The sequence below is a fragment of the Parvibium lacunae genome (genome assembly GCF_003335215.1).
Taxonomy (GTDB): Bacteria; Pseudomonadota; Gammaproteobacteria; order Burkholderiales; family Burkholderiaceae_D; genus Parvibium; species Parvibium lacunae.
In genome coordinates, this window is record NZ_QPGB01000001.1 from 37,974 (window position 1) to 54,867 (window position 16,894).

General features: G+C 55.0%; 13 protein-coding genes. 10 read left to right on the top strand and 3 right to left on the bottom strand.

Annotation, left to right across the window (positions count from 1 at the left end; translation table 11 throughout):
- Positions 1-5: 5 nt before the first annotated feature.
- The gene (locus DU000_RS00195; protein WP_114401369.1) at positions 6-2,561 is read right to left on the bottom strand and encodes a cyanophycin synthetase; all 2,556 of its coding nucleotides are present in this window, start codon (positions 2,559-2,561) and stop codon (positions 6-8) included.
- Between the two features lie 365 nt (positions 2,562-2,926).
- Here DU000_RS00195 and DU000_RS00200 point away from each other — a divergent pair, with 365 nt between their 5' ends.
- The 6 genes from DU000_RS00200 (at position 2,927) to DU000_RS00225 (ending at position 9,650) form a co-directional block, all read left to right on the top strand.
- Positions 2,927-5,269: a cyanophycin metabolism-associated ABC transporter gene (locus DU000_RS00200; protein WP_114401370.1), complete on the top strand. Its 2,343-nt coding sequence runs from the start codon at positions 2,927-2,929 to the stop codon at positions 5,267-5,269.
- Positions 5,266-5,748 (top strand): cyanophycin metabolism-associated DUF1854 family protein, encoded by a 483-nt coding sequence (locus DU000_RS00205; protein WP_114401371.1) that lies wholly within the window; start codon positions 5,266-5,268, stop codon positions 5,746-5,748. The genes DU000_RS00200 and DU000_RS00205 overlap by 4 nt, the downstream gene beginning before the upstream one ends.
- A 38-nt stretch (positions 5,749-5,786) precedes the next feature.
- Positions 5,787-7,052, top strand: coding sequence for a WD40/YVTN/BNR-like repeat-containing protein (locus tag DU000_RS00210; protein ID WP_114401372.1), 1,266 nt, complete (start codon positions 5,787-5,789; stop codon positions 7,050-7,052).
- A gap of 11 nt (positions 7,053-7,063) precedes the next feature.
- On the top strand, positions 7,064-7,792 hold the full coding sequence (locus tag DU000_RS00215; protein ID WP_240001742.1) for a DNA alkylation repair protein: 729 nt from the start codon (positions 7,064-7,066) through the stop codon (positions 7,790-7,792).
- A 173-nt stretch (positions 7,793-7,965) separates the two neighbouring features.
- Positions 7,966-8,892 carry an ABC transporter ATP-binding protein gene (locus DU000_RS00220; RefSeq protein WP_114401373.1) on the top strand — a complete coding sequence of 309 codons (927 nt, stop codon included), beginning with the start codon at positions 7,966-7,968 and terminating at the stop codon, positions 8,890-8,892.
- A complete protein-coding gene (locus DU000_RS00225; RefSeq protein ID WP_114401374.1) occupies positions 8,889-9,650 on the top strand; it encodes an ABC transporter permease in 762 nt (253 codons plus the stop codon). The genes DU000_RS00220 and DU000_RS00225 overlap by 4 nt, the downstream gene beginning before the upstream one ends.
- 14 nt (positions 9,651-9,664) lie before the next feature.
- Here the strand turns inward: DU000_RS00225 and DU000_RS00230 are convergent, their stop codons facing one another.
- Positions 9,665-10,984 (bottom strand): type II toxin-antitoxin system HipA family toxin, encoded by a 1,320-nt coding sequence (locus DU000_RS00230; protein ID WP_114401375.1) that lies wholly within the window; start codon positions 10,982-10,984, stop codon positions 9,665-9,667.
- On the bottom strand, positions 10,974-11,234 hold the full coding sequence (locus DU000_RS00235) for a helix-turn-helix transcriptional regulator (RefSeq protein WP_114401376.1): 261 nt from the start codon (positions 11,232-11,234) through the stop codon (positions 10,974-10,976). Before DU000_RS00235 ends, DU000_RS00230 begins: the two co-directional genes overlap by 11 nt.
- A 467-nt stretch (positions 11,235-11,701) precedes the next feature.
- Here DU000_RS00235 and DU000_RS00240 point away from each other — a divergent pair, with 467 nt between their 5' ends.
- From DU000_RS00240 to DU000_RS00255, 4 genes are read left to right on the top strand one after another with little or no spacing between them, the layout of a single operon-like run.
- Entirely contained in the window at positions 11,702-12,613 is a 912-nt protein-coding gene (locus tag DU000_RS00240) for a helix-turn-helix transcriptional regulator (protein ID WP_114401377.1), read from the top strand.
- Between the two features lie 8 nt (positions 12,614-12,621).
- The gene (locus tag DU000_RS00245) at positions 12,622-15,102 is read left to right on the top strand and encodes a type I restriction-modification system subunit M (protein ID WP_114401378.1); all 2,481 of its coding nucleotides are present in this window, start codon (positions 12,622-12,624) and stop codon (positions 15,100-15,102) included.
- Positions 15,093-16,355, top strand: coding sequence for a restriction endonuclease subunit S (locus tag DU000_RS00250; RefSeq protein ID WP_114401379.1), 1,263 nt, complete (start codon positions 15,093-15,095; stop codon positions 16,353-16,355). Before DU000_RS00245 ends, DU000_RS00250 begins: the two co-directional genes overlap by 10 nt.
- Complete coding sequence (locus DU000_RS00255) at positions 16,348-16,893, top strand: hypothetical protein (protein WP_114401380.1); 546 nt, start codon at positions 16,348-16,350, stop codon at positions 16,891-16,893. The genes DU000_RS00250 and DU000_RS00255 overlap by 8 nt, the downstream gene beginning before the upstream one ends.
- Position 16,894 lies beyond the last annotated feature (1 nt).

Genomic DNA, 16,894 nt, shown 5'->3' on the forward strand with positions numbered 1-16,894 from the left:
TGAGCTCACTCGGCTAACCATTTTTTAATTTGCTCGATTTGTTGAAGTGGTTGCCCCTGCTGCGTTTGCAAAATCAATAATTCATCGGGTTGTCGTTCCCGTAATGCTTGCTCTTGGGCGGCCAGCAAGGTGTCCGGGGTGACCCAATGCACTTGCGTGAAGTCGTTTTCCAATGCGCGGCGTAAGGCTGCCGCGTCTGCGGGCCGACTTTGGGGGCGCGCCGCAAAAACAATCCGTTGACGCTGATAGTGCCGCGTTTGCGGATGTTGGCGCAGCGCGGCAACCAAGGCCTCAACGGCACTGAGGTTGCGCGCACTATCGACAACGATGGGGCCATGTGCATCCTGCAGCAAGGTGAAGCGGCCCGGCAACTGCGGGCTTTTGCTCTGAGCTAACCCAAATGTTTCCAAGCCGGTACGAATCAAAGCGGCGGGCATGCCCATGGCCCACGCAGTTGCACTGGCTGCTAACACGTTGTCAACTTGAAACGCCACCTGTCCTTGCTCGGTAATCGGCAGGTCAATCAGGTCAGCCAGGTGTTCCTCATCTCCCCCCTGGGCTAGTACGATTCGGCCTTGACGCAGAAACACTGCCCGTTTCCCTTGTTCTAACTGTTCTTGAATCACCGTATGGTTCCCATCGGTGGCAAAGAAGATCACCTCGCCGTCACACAGCTCCGCCATTTCGGCAACGAGCGGATCTTGCGCATTGAGAATGGCTGCGCCCTGCGGCAGAACAAGATCAACCTGAGTTCGGCAAACCGTATAGAGTTTTTCCCGTTCTTGAATATCAAATAACCCCAGGTGATCACCACTCCCAATCTGGGTCACCACCCCAATATGGCAGCGGTCATAACCAGTGCCTTCGGTCAGTAAAGTGGGTATGCCGTTTTCCAGCACGGCAACATCGACGGCACGATTGCGCAACGTTCGTTGTGCGCCCTGCCAATTATCTTGAGCCCCTTTTTCGAGTTGGCGGCGATCAAAGTACAGCCCGTCTGAACAGGCTAACCCAACATGTTTGCCAGACAGCTGCATGATATGCGAGACCAAGCGGGCGACGGCGGTTTTACCGTTGGTGCCGGTAATGCCAATCACAGGGATTCGGCCATCAGGATTGCTGGATTGCGGCGCAAACAAATGATTCACAATCGCTTGCCCAACCGGGCGCGGTTGCCCCAGCGCTGGCCGCAAGTGCATTAATAAGCCTGGTCCTGCATTTACCTCAACGATCGCTCCGCCTTGTTCATCAAGTGGGCGGCGGATATCCTGTGCAACCAAATCAATGCCAGCAATGTCCAGACCAACGATTTGCGCTGCCAGCACAGCCAGCGACGCGGTATCTGGATGAACCTCATCGGTAATATCAATCCCGACATTGCCATTGCGTTGAATTTCGACGGTGACGCCTGCGGGTGGCACACTGTCTTCAGTAAAGCCCTGTTGTGCAAGCAGCACGCGGGCCGCAGAGTCAATCCCCAAACGATTGAGGGGGTGCTCTTCGGTATCTCCTCGTCGTGGGTCTGAATTGATTTGCAGTTGAATCAGCTCATAAACTGTATGCTGCCCATCGCCTGTTACCCAAGCGCTGTCACCCTTGGCGGCGGCAACCAGTTGATCTCCCACCACCAGCAGGCGGTGTTCCAAGCCACGGATATAGCGTTCTACCAGCACCCCGCTGCCTTCTTCGCTGGCCACGCCATATGCTGTTGTAATTTCTTTTTCTGTTTTCAAATCAATAAAAACGCCACGTCCATGATTGCCGTCGTAAGGCTTAACCACAACGGGTACATCAGGGGCGCCAATCTCCTGCGCTGCCGCCCAGGCATCCGCCGCGTTTTCTACCATCCGACCTTCCGGCACCGGCACCCCACAAGGCGCGAGCAAGGATTTAGTCAGATCTTTATCGCCCGCAATCCCCTCGGCAATTGCACACGTACGATCGGTTTCGGCTGTCCAGATCCGGCGTGCTGCGGCACCATAGCCGAGCTGTACCAAATTACCGTCATTCAGACGAATCGAGGGAATTTTTCGGGCCGACGCTGCTTCGACAATACTCGCCGTGCTCGGCCCTAAACATTCATCATCTGCCTGATCGCGCAGTTGTGCCACCGCCGCTGCCACATCGAAAGGCTGGTCATTCATCGCAGCATGCACCAAGTCCCGCGCGGCCAATAACGCATTTTGCGTAATCGCCTCAGTCCAGGTAGAAACAATGACCTTGTAGTGACCCCGTTGGCTCATTTCGCGCGCACGGCCAAAGCCACCACTCATGCCCGCCATCGTCAGTAACTCCAGCGTCACGTGTTCCATGATGTGAGCTGGCCAAGTACCTTCTGCCAGGCGCTTCAAGAAGCCGCCTCGCTCTTCATAGCTACAGCGGTGTTCGATAAGTCCAGGTAACAGCGCTGCCAGTCGATCATAAAAACCAGGAATGGTGTTAGAGGGGTGATCTTCGAGCACACCGATATCGATCCAGGCTTCAATCACGGGGACATAGGTCCACATATTCGGCCCACGCAGGGGGTGCATCTGTAGAAATTGAATCGGTGGAAAAGTCATGGCTTCAACAATCAGAAAGGATCACGATGAAAGAGATTAGCGCACAAAGCAAGCAGAATGATAGGCATAATGGCAGCGACGCACAGGGTTGTAAACGTTCTATCGGTTGCGGCGTTGTAGGTCATGCTGTCAATAACGTTTTAACCTTGGCGCGGTTGACCCGCTGGTTGGCGCACCTAAGCGATTGAGGCATATCAGCCTGCTGTTCGATTGCCGCAAGCCAAGGCGACTCGGTTCAGCCGAGACAGCGTGTAAAATCGACACTGCTGTAAACCTTGCTTGTTTTGCTTGACCCGCTCCAGCATGAGCGGTGTGGTCTCGTAAGCCGCTCCCTTTGCCCAACCTTTTCTGGCTTTGCTTAATGCATGAATTCTAACGCTTCTCGCTCTACCTCAGCACCACTCACCCAGCAAAAGATCGCAGCCAGCCTAAACTTGAGCGCCACGGCGCAACAAGCATTGGCCAGCGCGTTGCAACCCTGGCTAGAAAGTGGGCATACACTGGAAGCGGTATTGCCTCTGAATCTGGGTTTAGATGCGCAAGGACAGCTCAGTTACGGTAGCGGCTGGGTTTGCTTAACCACGGCGGGTTTACATACGCGTGCCCCGCACGAGCAAACGTGGCAACATTGGCTTTTTGCCAGCGAGCAGGCCTCAACTTGGCAACTTACCCTACGGGATCATGCCGGTGTTGGCGTTTTGAGCCTCACTGATGCGAACCAATTACTGGGCCGCTGGCGTTTTACGCTAGGGCAGGAGACTGAAGCGCGGCAGGTGCAGGATGGCTTTGCCCGTTATCGACTGGCACACACAACTGGCCAAGTGGTCGCGCCGCCTACCTTGGTGAGTGCCGATGATTTCGCCGCCGCCGAGGTCGATAAGCCCCCTTCAACCTGGACGTTACTGCGCTTGTGGCGCTTTGCGAAACCCTACAAAAAGCAACTGTTGGCAGGGTTTGGGCTGACACTGGCCTCGACTGGGGCAACGCTGGTACCGCCCTACTTAACCATGCCGCTGATGGATAAGGTATTGATTCCTTACCAGAATGGGGTGCCGATTGACTGGTCATTACTGCAACTCTACCTGGGCGGCCTATTGCTGGCGGCCCTACTGGCATGGGGCTTGGGATGGTTACGCACCTATATTCTGGCCCTGGTCAGTGAGCGGATTGGCGCCGATTTACGCATCCAAACCTACGAACATCTACAAGGGTTGTCACTGGCCTACTTCGGCAGTAAACGGACCGGCGATCTGATGGCCCGTATCGGTAATGAAAGTGATCGCATCTGCGTTTTTTTATCGTTGCATTTGCTCGATTTTGCGACCGATGTGCTCATGATCACCATGACGGCGGTCATTTTGATCAGTATCAATCCCTGGCTGGCACTGGTTACTTTGGTGCCTTTGCCATTAATTATTTGGCTGATTCATTACGTCCGCGACAAATTGCGTCATGGCTTTGAGCAGATAGATCGCGTCTGGGCAGACGTCACCAGCGTTTTGGCCGACACCATTCCCGGCATTCGCGTGGTCAAAGCGTTTGCTCAAGAAAAGCGGGAAGTCGCACGTTTTCGCGAGGCCAATACCCGAAACCTGGCAGTGAACGACCGCGTTAATCAAATCTGGTCGGTTTTTTCTCCCACCGTCACCCTGTTGACAGAAGTTGGTCTATTGATCGTGTGGGCGTGTGGCATTTGGCTCGTATCACGCGACACCATTACAGTCGGCGTTCTCACCGCATTCCTGGCCTATATCAGCCGCTTTTACACCCGGCTGGATACCATGAGCCGGATTGTGTCGCATACCCAAAAAGCGGCGGCAGGGGCAAAACGGATTTTTGACATTCTGGATCATGTTTCCAGTGTGCCCGAGCCGAGTAATCCGGTGCACTTGCCCCAAGTCGCCGGGGCTATCTCGCTGCAAAATGTGCATTTCCGTTATGGCAACCGTGCCATTTTGCGCGGGGTCACACTGGACATCAAACCCGGTGAAATGATCGGGCTGGTGGGCCACAGTGGCTCGGGTAAAAGTACCTTGGTGAATTTGATCTGCCGGTTTTATGATGTGACGGAAGGCGCGATTCAAATTGAAGGGGTCGATGTGCGTGCAGTGCCGGTAGCCGAGTTTCGCAGCCACATGGGCCTGGTGCTGCAAGAACCGTTTCTGTTTTTTGGCACCGTTGCAGAAAATATTGCCTATGGCAAACCGCAGGCGACCCGCGCCGAAATCGTGGCGGCAGCCCGAGCAGCCCACGCGCATGAATTTATTTTGCGCTTACCGCATGGTTACGACTCGCTCGTGGGCGAACGTGGTCAATCGCTCTCTGGTGGCGAGCGCCAGCGCATTTCGATTGCCCGCGCGTTGCTGATTAACCCGAAAATCCTGATTTTGGATGAAGCCACCTCTGCGGTGGATACAGAGACCGAGCTTGAGATTCAGGCCGCACTGGAAAACCTGATTCAAGGCCGCACCACCATCGCTATTGCCCACCGTCTGAGCACCTTGCGCCGCGCAGACCGGCTGGTGGTGATGGACAAGGGCGAGATTGTCGAAATTGGCAATCACGATCAGCTACTCGCCAGTCAAGGTGCTTATTACCGCCTTTACGAAGCGCAAACGCGCCAGCTTGATGCGCTGGAGAATGGCACCTGGGTTAAACGCCCGTCTCCTGAGGCGGCTGCCCATACGGAAAAAGGGAGCTTAGTATGAGTCTGTCATTTGCCCCCGCTCACCCCTGGTCGTTACATCGTAATCCACTAGGGCAATTGATTTTTGTGCGTGAAGGTGCCGCCCCGATTGAGATCACGCCCGTGCGAGCCTTTGCTTTGAGTGCCCCTACCGAGTGCTTATCTTTCGTTAGCGCCACTGGTGAAGAAGTGTTGTGGTTAGAGTCATTATCACAGGCACCCGCAGCGGCCCAAGCGTTGATTCAACAAGAGCTCGCGCAACGCGACTTTGTCCCTCAGATCTTGGCGATTACTGGGCTTGATAGCTACGCTACACCGAGCACCTGGCAGATTGAGACCGACCGTGGCGCGACGCAGTTGGTGCTGAAAGCGGAAGAAGACATTCGCCGCCTGCCTGACCATGCGCTGCTGATTGCCGATGGGCAAGGGGTGCAATATGTGATTCGTGATCGCCGCACGCTTGATGCGCACAGCCGTAGAATCCTCAAGCGTTTCCTATAAAATACATCGATTCCTATTTTTACTTCAGAGGCATAGTTATGATTTGCGCACCGCGTTTACTCCACCGCTTGCTGTTGGGTGCCCTCACTGTCAGCCTGCTTGGGCTCAGCGCTTGTCGCAAAGAAAGTGCCCCAAGTGATGCGCCGACGGGGGTTACGCTGACCGCACAAGAAGGCCAGTTAACCGTGAGCTGGACGCAAGAGTCTGGCTTTGACTACACGATTTTCTACGCGCCCGGCACCAGTGTAAGCACATCGGCAACCGATCCCAGCACACGCTTAATTTTTAACCCCTCTTCCCCGCGCGTCATTACAGGGCTGACCAACGGCCAGGTTTATGCCGTGATCATGAATAAATCAAGGAACGGTAGCCCTGGCGGCCCGGCGACCCCAGTCGCCACCGCAACGCCGAGCATTGCCGGGGCCAGTTGGTTAGCAGGTGCGGCCATTACTGGTTCTCCTAATTTAGTGGGGTTGGCGTATGGGGCAGGGAAGTTTGTCGCCGTGGGCAATGTAGGCTTGGTCTATAGCAGCACTTATGGCCGTGACTTTACTGCCGTGAGCGGCCTGGTGTGGCGCGATGCCAGTGCAGTGAGCGTGACCGCTCCTACTGCCTTAACCGCGCTCTATTTTGATGGCACTAGCTTCATTACTGCCGGCGCCGACAACCACATTTACAGCAGTACCGATACGGTTACCTGGACCCGCCGCACGACTGCCGCCTTAGCTCAACCCATTACTGGCATCAACCGCTATGGCTCAGTGTATGTGGCTGTGGGTAACAGCAATACCATTCGCACCAGCACCGATCTCATTACCTGGAACACCCCGGCGACGGTACCTGCGCTCGGCAGCAATTTACTGAGCGTGACCACCCTCAACAGCTACATCATCGCCACCGGCGCAGGCGGCGTTGTACTGACCAGCACTGACCCGGCCAATACCTGGACCCAACGCGCAACCGGGCTGGCAACGGAAGATATTCACGCAGTGACCTACAATGCAACCGCAGCCCGTTATGTTGCCGTAGGCAAAAGTGGTCGGGTCTTAACTGCCACCGACCCAACTGCTACTTGGACTGCTAGCGTGATCACCGGCACCCCTAATCTTTTTGCCGTGAGTACCGGCACCCGTGTCTTTGCGGTGGGCCAGAGTGGCACAACGGTAACCACAACAGACAATACGGGTAACACCTGGGCCACGGCGGTTGCAGCCGGTAGCAATAACCTCAATGCCGTGGCCTTTGCCACTGGCCGCGCTGTTGCGGTGGGTAACGCAGGCGCAAGCTACGCCTCACCAAACTAACTGGCTCTACGGTGGCTGCTGAGGTATCTTTCCAGGCGGCGGCCCCCGGTCAGCCGCTGGCAAGCAACAGCACGGCTACCTGGGTAGCCGCCTTACAAGACTGCCTGCTGCCGCTACGTGATGCTGAACGTGCGGTGCCCATGCAGGCCTACATGAAGCATCACTTCTCTTTTCTTGGCATTCCTACTCCCGCGCGGCGGGCCGCGTGCTTGCCCGTGCTGCGCACCCTGCATGCTGCCGAGGCAGCACAATTGCTCGTGTTGGCCCAGAGCCTCTGGGCTTTGCCGGAGCGCGAATACCAATACGTGGCGATTGATGTGCTCGCCAAATACGAGAAAAAACTCTCCCTGACCGCTCTGCCAAATTTACTCGCCCTCGTGCAAGAAAAATCCTGGTGGGATTCGGTCGATGGCCTAGCGGGTGTGGTCGGTGATGTGGTGCGCCGTAGCCCAGCCGCCGGACAAGCTGTAATGGATGAAGCCTTGCACCATTCCAACCTATGGGTACGGCGGGTCGCGATGTTGCACCAGCTTGGTTGGCGAGCACAGGTGGATGCTCAGCGCCTCTTTGCCTATGCCCTGCAGCTTGCCCCAGAACAAGACTTTTTCATTCGCAAAGCCATCGGCTGGGCGCTGCGCGATTATGCACGGCACAACCCGCAAGCGGTGCGAGACTTTTTAGCTGAGCAGGGCAAGCAACTCTCGCCGCTCAGCGTGCGCGAAGCCGCAAAGCATTTGTAAACCTCGCGCACAGTGCAGCCGTAAAGCTACGTGAATAAAATAGATGACCGCTCGACTCGGCGTATGTAAATTTGGATACCCTGATATTTTGGCAGTGCGATACGCGATTTTTATTTTAGTGATCTAATTAGTGCTTTCTTAGCCTACTCCACGACTCAACGATCCACTGCCTCATGCAACAAGATTCTGCCATCCATATTTCTGGGCTGAATAAAACCTACGCGAATGGGTTTGGCGCGCTCAGTAACATTAATCTCGATATTAAACGCGGGGAAATTTTCGCCCTGCTTGGCCCAAACGGGGCGGGTAAAACCACGCTGATTAGCACCGTATGCGGCATTGTGCAGCCCACCAGCGGCCGCATTACGGTAGCGGGTTTTGATAGCGCCCAGCAATATCGCGCCGCCCGCGCCGCGCTTGGCTTGGTCCCGCAAGAAATCAGCACCGATGCCTTTGAATCGGTGTGGAATACCGTTAGCTTTAGTCGCGGCTTATTCGGCAAGCCCCGTAACGATGCGTATATTCAAGACGTGTTGAAACGGCTGTCGTTGTGGGATAAAAAAGATGAACAAATACGCCGCCTATCCGGTGGCATGAAACGCCGAGTGATGATCGCCAAGGCTTTGTCCCATGAGCCGAGCATCTTATTTCTGGATGAACCCTCAGCCGGCGTGGATGTTGAACTACGAAAATCCATGTGGGCGCAAGTGCGCGCCCTGCGCGATGCCGGGGTGACGATTATTCTCACCACCCATTATCTGGAAGAAGCCGAGGAAATGGCAGACCGCATCGGCGTCATCAATAAAGGCAAGCTCATTCTGGTGGAAGATAAACACACCATCATGCAGAAAATGGGCAAACGGCAAATGATCTTTGTGCTGCGCCAACCTTTGGCTACCTTGCCCGCCACACTGCACCCGCAGCCACTGGTGCTGGATGACGACGGCAGCACATTAACGTGGACGTATGACGCACAAGCGGAGATAGATATTTCGGCGATGCTCGATCAGTTGCAAGCAGCAGGCATACGCCCCAAAGATATTTACAGTCGTCAAAGTAATTTAGAAGAAATTTTTATGGAATTGGTTGAGGCAGTATGAATCTACGCGGCATCTTAGCAATTTATAAATTTGAAATGGCCCGCACCTTGCGCACACTGGGTCAGAGCATTGCCTCTCCTGTGATTTCAACGGTGCTCTATTTCATTGTGTTTGGCTCGGCCATTGGCTCACGCATGCAAGCGATTGAAGGCGTGCCGTATGGCGCGTTCATCGTGCCCGGCCTCATCATGCTCACGGTACTGGGGCAGAGCGTTTCTAATGCCTCGTTTGGTATTTACTTCCCCCGCTTTACCGGCACCATTTACGAAATACTCTCCGCTCCGCTTTCGTTTATTGAGATTGTCATTGGCTACGTGGGTGCGGCAGCGAGTAAATCCATCATCATTGGGTTAGTGGTGCTGCTCACCGCCAGGTTGTTTGTGCCCATCCAAGTTGCGCACCCACTCTGGATGATTTTTTTCCTCGTGTTCACCAGCGTCACCTTTAGTTTGCTCGGCTTCATTATTGGTATTTGGGCCGATGGCTTTGAAAAACTGCAACTCATTCCGCTGCTAATCATCACCCCACTTACTTTTCTGGGTGGTAGTTTTTATTCCATTCACATGCTGCCGGAGTTTTGGCAAAAATTATCGCTGCTCAACCCCGTGGTGTATTTGGTGAGTGGCTTTCGCTGGAGCTTTTACGAGCAAGGCGATGTCAGCCTTTCCATCAGTGTGGCCATGATTCTCGGTTTTATGGCGCTGTGCCTGCTGATTATTTGCTGGATTTTTAAAACGGGCTATCGACTGCGGAAGTAGCGTCTGTTTGTGGATCAGTCAGTGGGCTCGGTCAGCCGTTGAATCGTCAGCGCACATCGCTGTTCGATCAGTGTATTGATTTGCTCCACCACCGCATTGCCCGCAAAACCTCGTTCCGGGTTTGATTGCAATGCGCGTGCGGCGGCGGGCAGTTGCTTGGCTAATTCCAAAATCCGTCGTTTGGTTTGCGCTTTGGTTAGGCCCACGTTTTCCGAAAACTGCGCCCAGTGTCGTGCCTGCACCTCGCTGAACTTATATTTGTTGCCGATTTTCATGGCCATCTTCGGTGTCAGCGTGGGGTAAATCGCCGTAGAAAGCGTGTCGTAAAACGGCGCTAAAACGGGCGGCTGATTTGGGCTTGGGTTGGGATCGGTATACAGCAACGAGAAATTTTTGGCATGCGCATCATGGTTGCCGATCAGTGCATTAAAGATCACATAATCAAGCAGGTGCAGTATCTGCGGTGCGCTGGGTCGCGTCATGCGGCGGACTAATTCAAAACACTGTGCCAAATCCGGGCCACCTTCGTTTTGGTATTTCATTTCGGGCACCACGCCCAGCGCCTGACAAAAATCTTCCTGATGCAGGCGTTGCAGTTGCTCTTGTGTATGTTCCTGCGCCTGTTTCTGTGTATTTTCCTGACTGTTAGGCACGCGGTCGTAACGCTCAACCAGTAAGAATGCGCGATCTTGCACAACATGAATAGCCGATTTTGCGGGCTTAAGCTGCATTGCCTCCGCCAGTGCCATGCAAAACCCTTCATTCATCACGCTGTCTGCTACGCCGTGAATAGCGGGTTTTAAAATGTGGGAGCTAGGCCTACCCTGGCGGGGTAGCCCAATGCGGGCACCATCAAACACCACCGGTAGTTTATCTTGCGCCCCCGCCAAGGAAAGCCGTAAGCCATCGGTGCCAGCCAGCATGGGCCGACGTGGTAATTCATCCAGCAGCGATACAAGCGCTGCATCACTCAGCCACTGCACCGTATCCTGCTGGGGGGGCACGGGCAAAGTCTGCCCTGGCGCAAGTAAGCTCACCGCCCCCGCGCATTCGCCGCCAATGCGGTCTAGCAGCGCAAAATCGTTCTGGCCCGACACCTGAAACTGCTGTGCCAGCAAGCGGCGCATTTGCCCTTCTGGCAGCAGGCCCGCAAAGAAAGGCCGCGTTTGCCGATCATCGAACGGTGTAGCTTGTAGCGGTAGCGAGGCGGACAACGCCATCGCCCCTGGCTGAGCCAGCCAACTCGGTGCGTAGCAAAAACTCAGCTTGCCCTCAACCAAACCGAGTGTGCCAACCTGGTGGCTAAACAGCCAGACGGCGAGCTCATGCCGCATGGTTGCTATCCTCTTGCGCATCGTTGGTCGCCACGGGTGGCAAGCCGCTCAAGTGAAGCTCGCCGCCCAGCGCATCCACCACGCGCAACACGTTTTCCAAGCGCAAGGTGGGTTTACCCGCTTCTAGGTCAACAATAAAGCGCACGCCCACCCCCGCCGCCAGCGCTAACTGGGGCTGGGTAAGGTGGAGCTGCTTGCGTGCGGCGCGCAGGGCGCGCCCGAGTTGTGTGGGTGATTGAATGGATGTCATGTGGCTGGCTTAGTTTCTCGCTTGGCTTCCCGTTCGGGAAATTATTGGCCAAAATTAGCAGATGCGCAAGCGATATTTCCCGATCGGGAATTTTTATACGGTTAGGCTGGGTTTTGACTATATATTTCCCGAACGGGAAATATATTTAGGTCTCAGAGCCAAACCGACCCCCACTTGCGCCGATTTGGCAGGGTATACATGACAGCAGTGCGCATGCTCTGTTGCGGAGAATAACGGCAACAATATCCGCAGAAATTGCGGTGAATAGTTCCGCAAATCTATAGCTTGCCTAGCGAGACGGGCCTGCACAGCGTGGCAATGTGCAACACCCCCACAACGTTTTCTTGCTTGGGCACAAGCAGTAGCGGATAATCTAATCAATTTGATTAGATATTGCTGGGTGATGAAAAAACAATCCGATTTCTGTCGCCTTTCGGTCGCCTCTCGTTCATGAGGAATTTTTAGCCATGCCCCTCCAACGCATAGAGACGCTGAGCCACGCCCAGCGCGATCGGCTGGCCTATATAGATTTCCGTCTGTACTTCTTCGGTGAGATTGGCCGCCCTGACCTGATAGAACGGTTTGGTGTGGCGCCGGCAGGGGCCACACGCGATTTGGCACTGTACCGGGAAATCGCGCCGCAGAATATTGAGTTTGACGGCAGCAATAAGATCTACCGCATCGGCAAAATGTTCTCGCCGCTATTTGACCACGCCCTCCAGCGCGTGCTGTCCGCATTGGCTCTGGGCTTCGGCGATGGCGTGAGCGGCCCGGCGAACCTCCTGCAGTCGCTGCTGCCTTGCGAGTCACCCACTGCCCTAAGCAACCCCAGGATGGATGTGTTAGCTCCGATCTGCCGAGCGATACACGCCAAGCGGCCAGTCGCCATTCGCTACCACTCCATGAGCAGTGGCGAGTCCGAAAGAGTCATCGTGCCGTTTGCGCTGGTGGACACCGGCCTACGTTGGCATGTCCGAGCCTTTGATCGCAAGAGCAGCGAGTTCCGGGACTTCGTCGTCACGCGCATCGAAGCGCCGACCCTTCTTGATGAAGAGCCGCAGGCCAACGAACGGCCAGACAACGACATCCAATGGACACGCATTATCGAGCTGGACTTCGTGCCGCACCCGCGCCTCGCCCGCCCCGAGATCATCAAGATGGACTATGGGATGACTGACGGCTCGATCCGGATGCGCGTTCGCGCGGCGGTGGCGGGCTACATGCTGCTGCGCTGGAGCGTTGATGCTTCACCAAACCACAGCCTCACAGAAGAACAGTACCGCCTTTGGCTCAGCGACCCGCTGGCCTTGTATGGCGTCGAAAACGCAAAGCTCGCGCCCGGCTACCGCGCCCCGGCGACCAGCACAACACGGAAATAGGATCACAAATGGCCATCAAGAAATCAGACCTTTACTCATCTCTCTGGGCGTCATGCGATGAACTGCGCGGCGGCATGGATGCCAGCCAGTACAAGGACTACGTCCTGTTCATGCTGTTCATCAAGTACGTCTCGGACAAGTACGGCGACTCTGATGACTTTGCCCCGCCAGTCACCATTCCGCCCGGAGCCAGCTTCAAGGACATGGTTGCCCTCAAGGGCAAGAGCGATATTGGCGACAAGATCAACACGCAGGTCATTCAGCCCCTGATCGACGCAAATTCGCGCCTTGCACGCAGCGACTTCCCCGATTTCAACGACCCGAACAAGCTCGGTGAAGGTCAGGCGATGGTGGATCGCCTCAGCAACCTGATCGGCATCTTCCAAAAGCCCGAGTTGGATTTCTCGAAGAACCGAGCTGAGAACGACGACATTCTGGGCGATGCCTACGAATACCTGATGCGGCACTTTGCCTCGCAGAGCGGCAAGAGCAAAGGCCAGTTCTATACGCCATCCGAGGTCAGTCGCATCATGGCCAAGGTCGTGGGCATCTCCCCTGCCAATGCAGTGGCCTCGACCACCGCGTATGACCCCACCTGCGGCTCTGGCTCCTTGCTGCTCAAGGTGGCCGCCGAGGCTGGCAAGCACATCACGTTGGAAGGGCAGGAAATGGACGTGACCACTGCTGGTCTTGCCCGTATGAACATGATCCTGCACGACTTTCCAACCGCCAACATCCTGCAGGGCAACACGCTGGCCTCGCCGAAGTTCAAGGATGGCGAGGCGCTGCGTACCTATGACTACGTCGTCGCCAATCCGCCGTTTTCAGACAAGACCTGGAGCACCGGCCTGACCCCTGCCAGCGATGCTCACCAGCGTTTTGCTTGGGGCGAACCGCCGAAAAAGCAAGGCGACTACGCTTACCTGCTGCACATCATTCGCTCAATGAAGAGCACTGGCAAAGGCGCCTGCATTCTCCCTCACGGTGTTCTTTTCCGGGGCAATGCCGAGGCTGTCATCCGCGAGAAGCTGGTGCGGTCGGGCATCCTCAAAGGGATCATTGGCCTGCCGGGCAACCTGTTCTACGGCACGGGCATCCCCGCCTGCATCCTGGTGCTGGACAAGGAAAACGCTTCAGCACGCAAAGGCATCTTCATGATCGACGCCTCCAAGGGCTTCATCAAGGACGGTGCCAAGAACCGCCTGCGTGAGCAGGACATTCACAAGATCGTCGATGCCTTCACCAAGTTGGCAGAGTTGCCACGCTACTCGCGCATGGTGCCGCTGACCGAGATCGCAGACCCCAAGAACGACTACAACCTCAACCTGCCACGCTACATCGACAGCACCGAACCTGAAGACATCCAGGACATCGATGGCCACTTGCGTGGCGGGATTCCAGAGCGTGACCTGAATGCGTTGAGCGACTATTGGAAGGTGATCCCCGGTGTGCGCAACGCCCTGTTCGAGTCAGCCGGGCGCGCTGGTTATGCACAGTTGAAACTGCCCATCGCCGAGGTGAAGACTACCATCTTTGTGCATCCTGAGTTCACTGCATTTAATCAGACAGCCACCCAGGTGTTTGCGGATTGGAAGCAAGCCAGCACGCCGCAGCTAAAGGGCTTTGCGAAAAACGGCCACCCAAAGCAACTGATCGAGGCACTGTCCGAGGATTTGCTTGCCCGATTCAAGCCGACGCCGCTCGTCAATGCCTATGACGTGTACCAACACCTCATGGATTACTGGGCCGAGACGATGCAAGACGACTGCTACCTGATTGCCGACGCAGGCTGGCAGGCTGGGGCACAGCCGCGTGAAATTCTTCAAGTCAAGAACAAGGACGGCAAACTGGCGTGGCCCGAAGCGCATGACTACAAGAAAGGCAAGCGCCGCTTCAAATCCGACCTGATTCCCGCGCCAATTCTGATCGCCCGTTACTTCACCGTTGAGCACGACGCCATTGAAGCGCTGGAGGCCAAGCTGGCAGATGTCGAGCAACAACTTCAGGAGATGATGGAAGAGAACAGCGGCGAAGAAGGGTTGCTCGCCGAGGTCATTGAAGGCGAAGGCGACAAGCAGAAGATCACGGCTAAGGCTGTCAAAGCCCGCCTGAAGGAGATCGGCAAAGATCCTGACTACGCCGACGAGCGCAAGGCGCTGCAGGACTACGCCGCCTTGCTCGACAAGCAAACCGATATCAAGGCCAAGCTGAAAGCGGCGCAGGATGACCTTGAGGCCAAGCTGGATGCCAAGTACCCCAAGCTGACCGAGGACGAGATCAAGCAGCTTGTAGTGGACGACAAATGGTTGGCGACCTTGGCCGATGCCGTGCAAGGCGAGCTGGATCGGGTTTCTCAAACCCTTACCAGTCGCATCCGCCAGCTTGCGGAACGCTATGCCACGCCGCTGCCGACGCTGACCAAAGATCTCGCAACACTTTCAGCGCGGGTGGATGAGCATCTGAAAAAGATGGGGGCGGTATGGAACTGATGCCCGGTTACAAGCATAGCGATGTGGGCGTGATACCAGAAGATTGGGACGTCTTGCCGCTTGGCGAATGTTTAGTTGGTCGCCCCAGCTACGGAATCAACGCTGCTGCTGCTCCGTACTCCGATGCACTGCCGGCCTATATTCGTATTACAGACATTAGCGAAGACGGCCGATTTTCGCCAGAAAAGTTGGTATCCGTTAAGTCAGAACAAGCCGGCAACTACTACTTGAGCGATGGCGATATTGTTTTTGCAAGGACGGGCGCAAGTGTTGGAAAGTCTTATAGATACAACCCGAACGACGGGGCACTGGTTTTTGCGGGCTTTCTGATTCGAGTTAGGCCTGATGCCAATAAGCTACTTCCTGCCTTCGCTGCTGCCTATGTAACAACCGGCAACTACTGGCGTTGGGTACGATTGATGTCGATGCGCAGCGGACAGCCGGGCATCAATGGTAACGAATATTCTCAGCTCCCCATTCCTCTTCCACAACTCCCTGAGCAGGAAGCCATCGCCCAAGCCTTGAGCGATGTCGAAGCTTTGCTCGCCACCCTTGACCAAGTAATCGCCAAGAAGCGAGACCTTAAGCAGGCGGCCATCCAACAGTTACTCACCGGCCAGACTCGGTTGCCGGGGTTTAGCGGTGAATGGGAGGTGAAGCGGCTGGATGAGCTTGCTGAAATTCGAAGTGGCGGCACACCAAGTACGGGCGAACCTAGCTTCTGGGATGGGGATATTCCTTGGTGCACACCAACGGATATCACTGCACTTAACGGGCACAAATATCTTCGCGAAACCTCGCGTCTGATCACGCCGCTTGGGCTTAATGCAAGCTCGGCTGAAATGATTCCAGCGAAATCAGTCGTTATGACATCGCGGGCAACTATCGGTGAATGTGCCATCAATGCTGTCCCGCTCTCAACGAATCAAGGTTTCAAAAACTTCATTCCGTTTGTGAAAACTGATGTGGACTTTCTCTATTACCTGCTTGGAACGCAAAAGCAGGGATTAATCGCTCTATGTGGTGGAAGCACTTTCCTTGAAATCGGAAAGACACAGCTTGCAGCGTATGAAGTCCGACTCCCAAGCACGAAAGCCGAACAAACTGCCATCGCCACAGTCCTGTCCGAAATGGACGCCGAGCTGTCCGTACTCGAATCTCGCCACGATAAAACCCGCAACATCAAGCAAGCCATGATGCAGGAACTTCTGACTGGTAAAACGAGACTGGTTGAGGGAGGATGTGATGGTTAATTTCGTCTTTCGTCTACTGCTGACATTCAATGCCACATCGCTCCTTCTCATTATCTTTCTCGTTCAAAATCGTCAAACTCTGGAGAAATTCATTCCCGCTCTTACCCAGTTCAACCTTCCTGGCTGGATTTCGTATGCAGTTTACCTTGGCGTTCCTATTGCACTGACGGGTATTAGCATCTTTTCCAGTTCACGCCTTGGCAAGGATGAGTTCAAGAAAGGTGAAGTTGAAAGCATTGAACACGCGAACAATAGCTTTCTTCCTAGTTATCTTGGCTATTTCTTTGTCGCGCTTGGCATCAGCAATTGGGAGGTTATGTGGTTTGTGTATGTCGTCCTTTTTGTGTTTACATTTCTATCGCAGGCGCTCTACTTCAATCCCTTGTTCCTGTTGTTTGGCTATGAGTTCTATAACATCAAAACCAAAAACGGAACAGCGATATTCCTGATTAGCCGTCATCAGTATAAGCAGCCAGGCGATATTGAGATCGCCACGGCGTACCGTATCAACAACTATACGTTCATTGAGAAGGATTAGG

Bases quoted from the DNA above. Each gene is read 5' to 3' on its own strand.
- DU000_RS00195 (WP_114401369.1), bottom strand. From the start codon at position 2,561: ATGACTTTTCCACCGATTCAATTTCTACAGATGCACCCCCTGCGTGGG.
- DU000_RS00200 (WP_114401370.1), top strand. From the start codon at position 2,927: ATGAATTCTAACGCTTCTCGCTCTACCTCAGCACCACTCACCCAGCAA.
- DU000_RS00205 (WP_114401371.1), top strand. From the start codon at position 5,266: ATGAGTCTGTCATTTGCCCCCGCTCACCCCTGGTCGTTACATCGTAAT.
- DU000_RS00210 (WP_114401372.1), top strand. From the start codon at position 5,787: ATGATTTGCGCACCGCGTTTACTCCACCGCTTGCTGTTGGGTGCCCTC.
- DU000_RS00220 (WP_114401373.1), top strand. From the start codon at position 7,966: ATGCAACAAGATTCTGCCATCCATATTTCTGGGCTGAATAAAACCTAC.
- DU000_RS00225 (WP_114401374.1), top strand. From the start codon at position 8,889: ATGAATCTACGCGGCATCTTAGCAATTTATAAATTTGAAATGGCCCGC.
- DU000_RS00230 (WP_114401375.1), bottom strand. From the start codon at position 10,984: ATGCGGCATGAGCTCGCCGTCTGGCTGTTTAGCCACCAGGTTGGCACA.
- DU000_RS00235 (WP_114401376.1), bottom strand. From the start codon at position 11,234: ATGACATCCATTCAATCACCCACACAACTCGGGCGCGCCCTGCGCGCC.
- DU000_RS00240 (WP_114401377.1), top strand. From the start codon at position 11,702: ATGCCCCTCCAACGCATAGAGACGCTGAGCCACGCCCAGCGCGATCGG.
- DU000_RS00245 (WP_114401378.1), top strand. From the start codon at position 12,622: ATGGCCATCAAGAAATCAGACCTTTACTCATCTCTCTGGGCGTCATGC.
- DU000_RS00250 (WP_114401379.1), top strand. From the start codon at position 15,093: ATGGAACTGATGCCCGGTTACAAGCATAGCGATGTGGGCGTGATACCA.
- DU000_RS00255 (WP_114401380.1), top strand. From the start codon at position 16,348: ATGGTTAATTTCGTCTTTCGTCTACTGCTGACATTCAATGCCACATCG.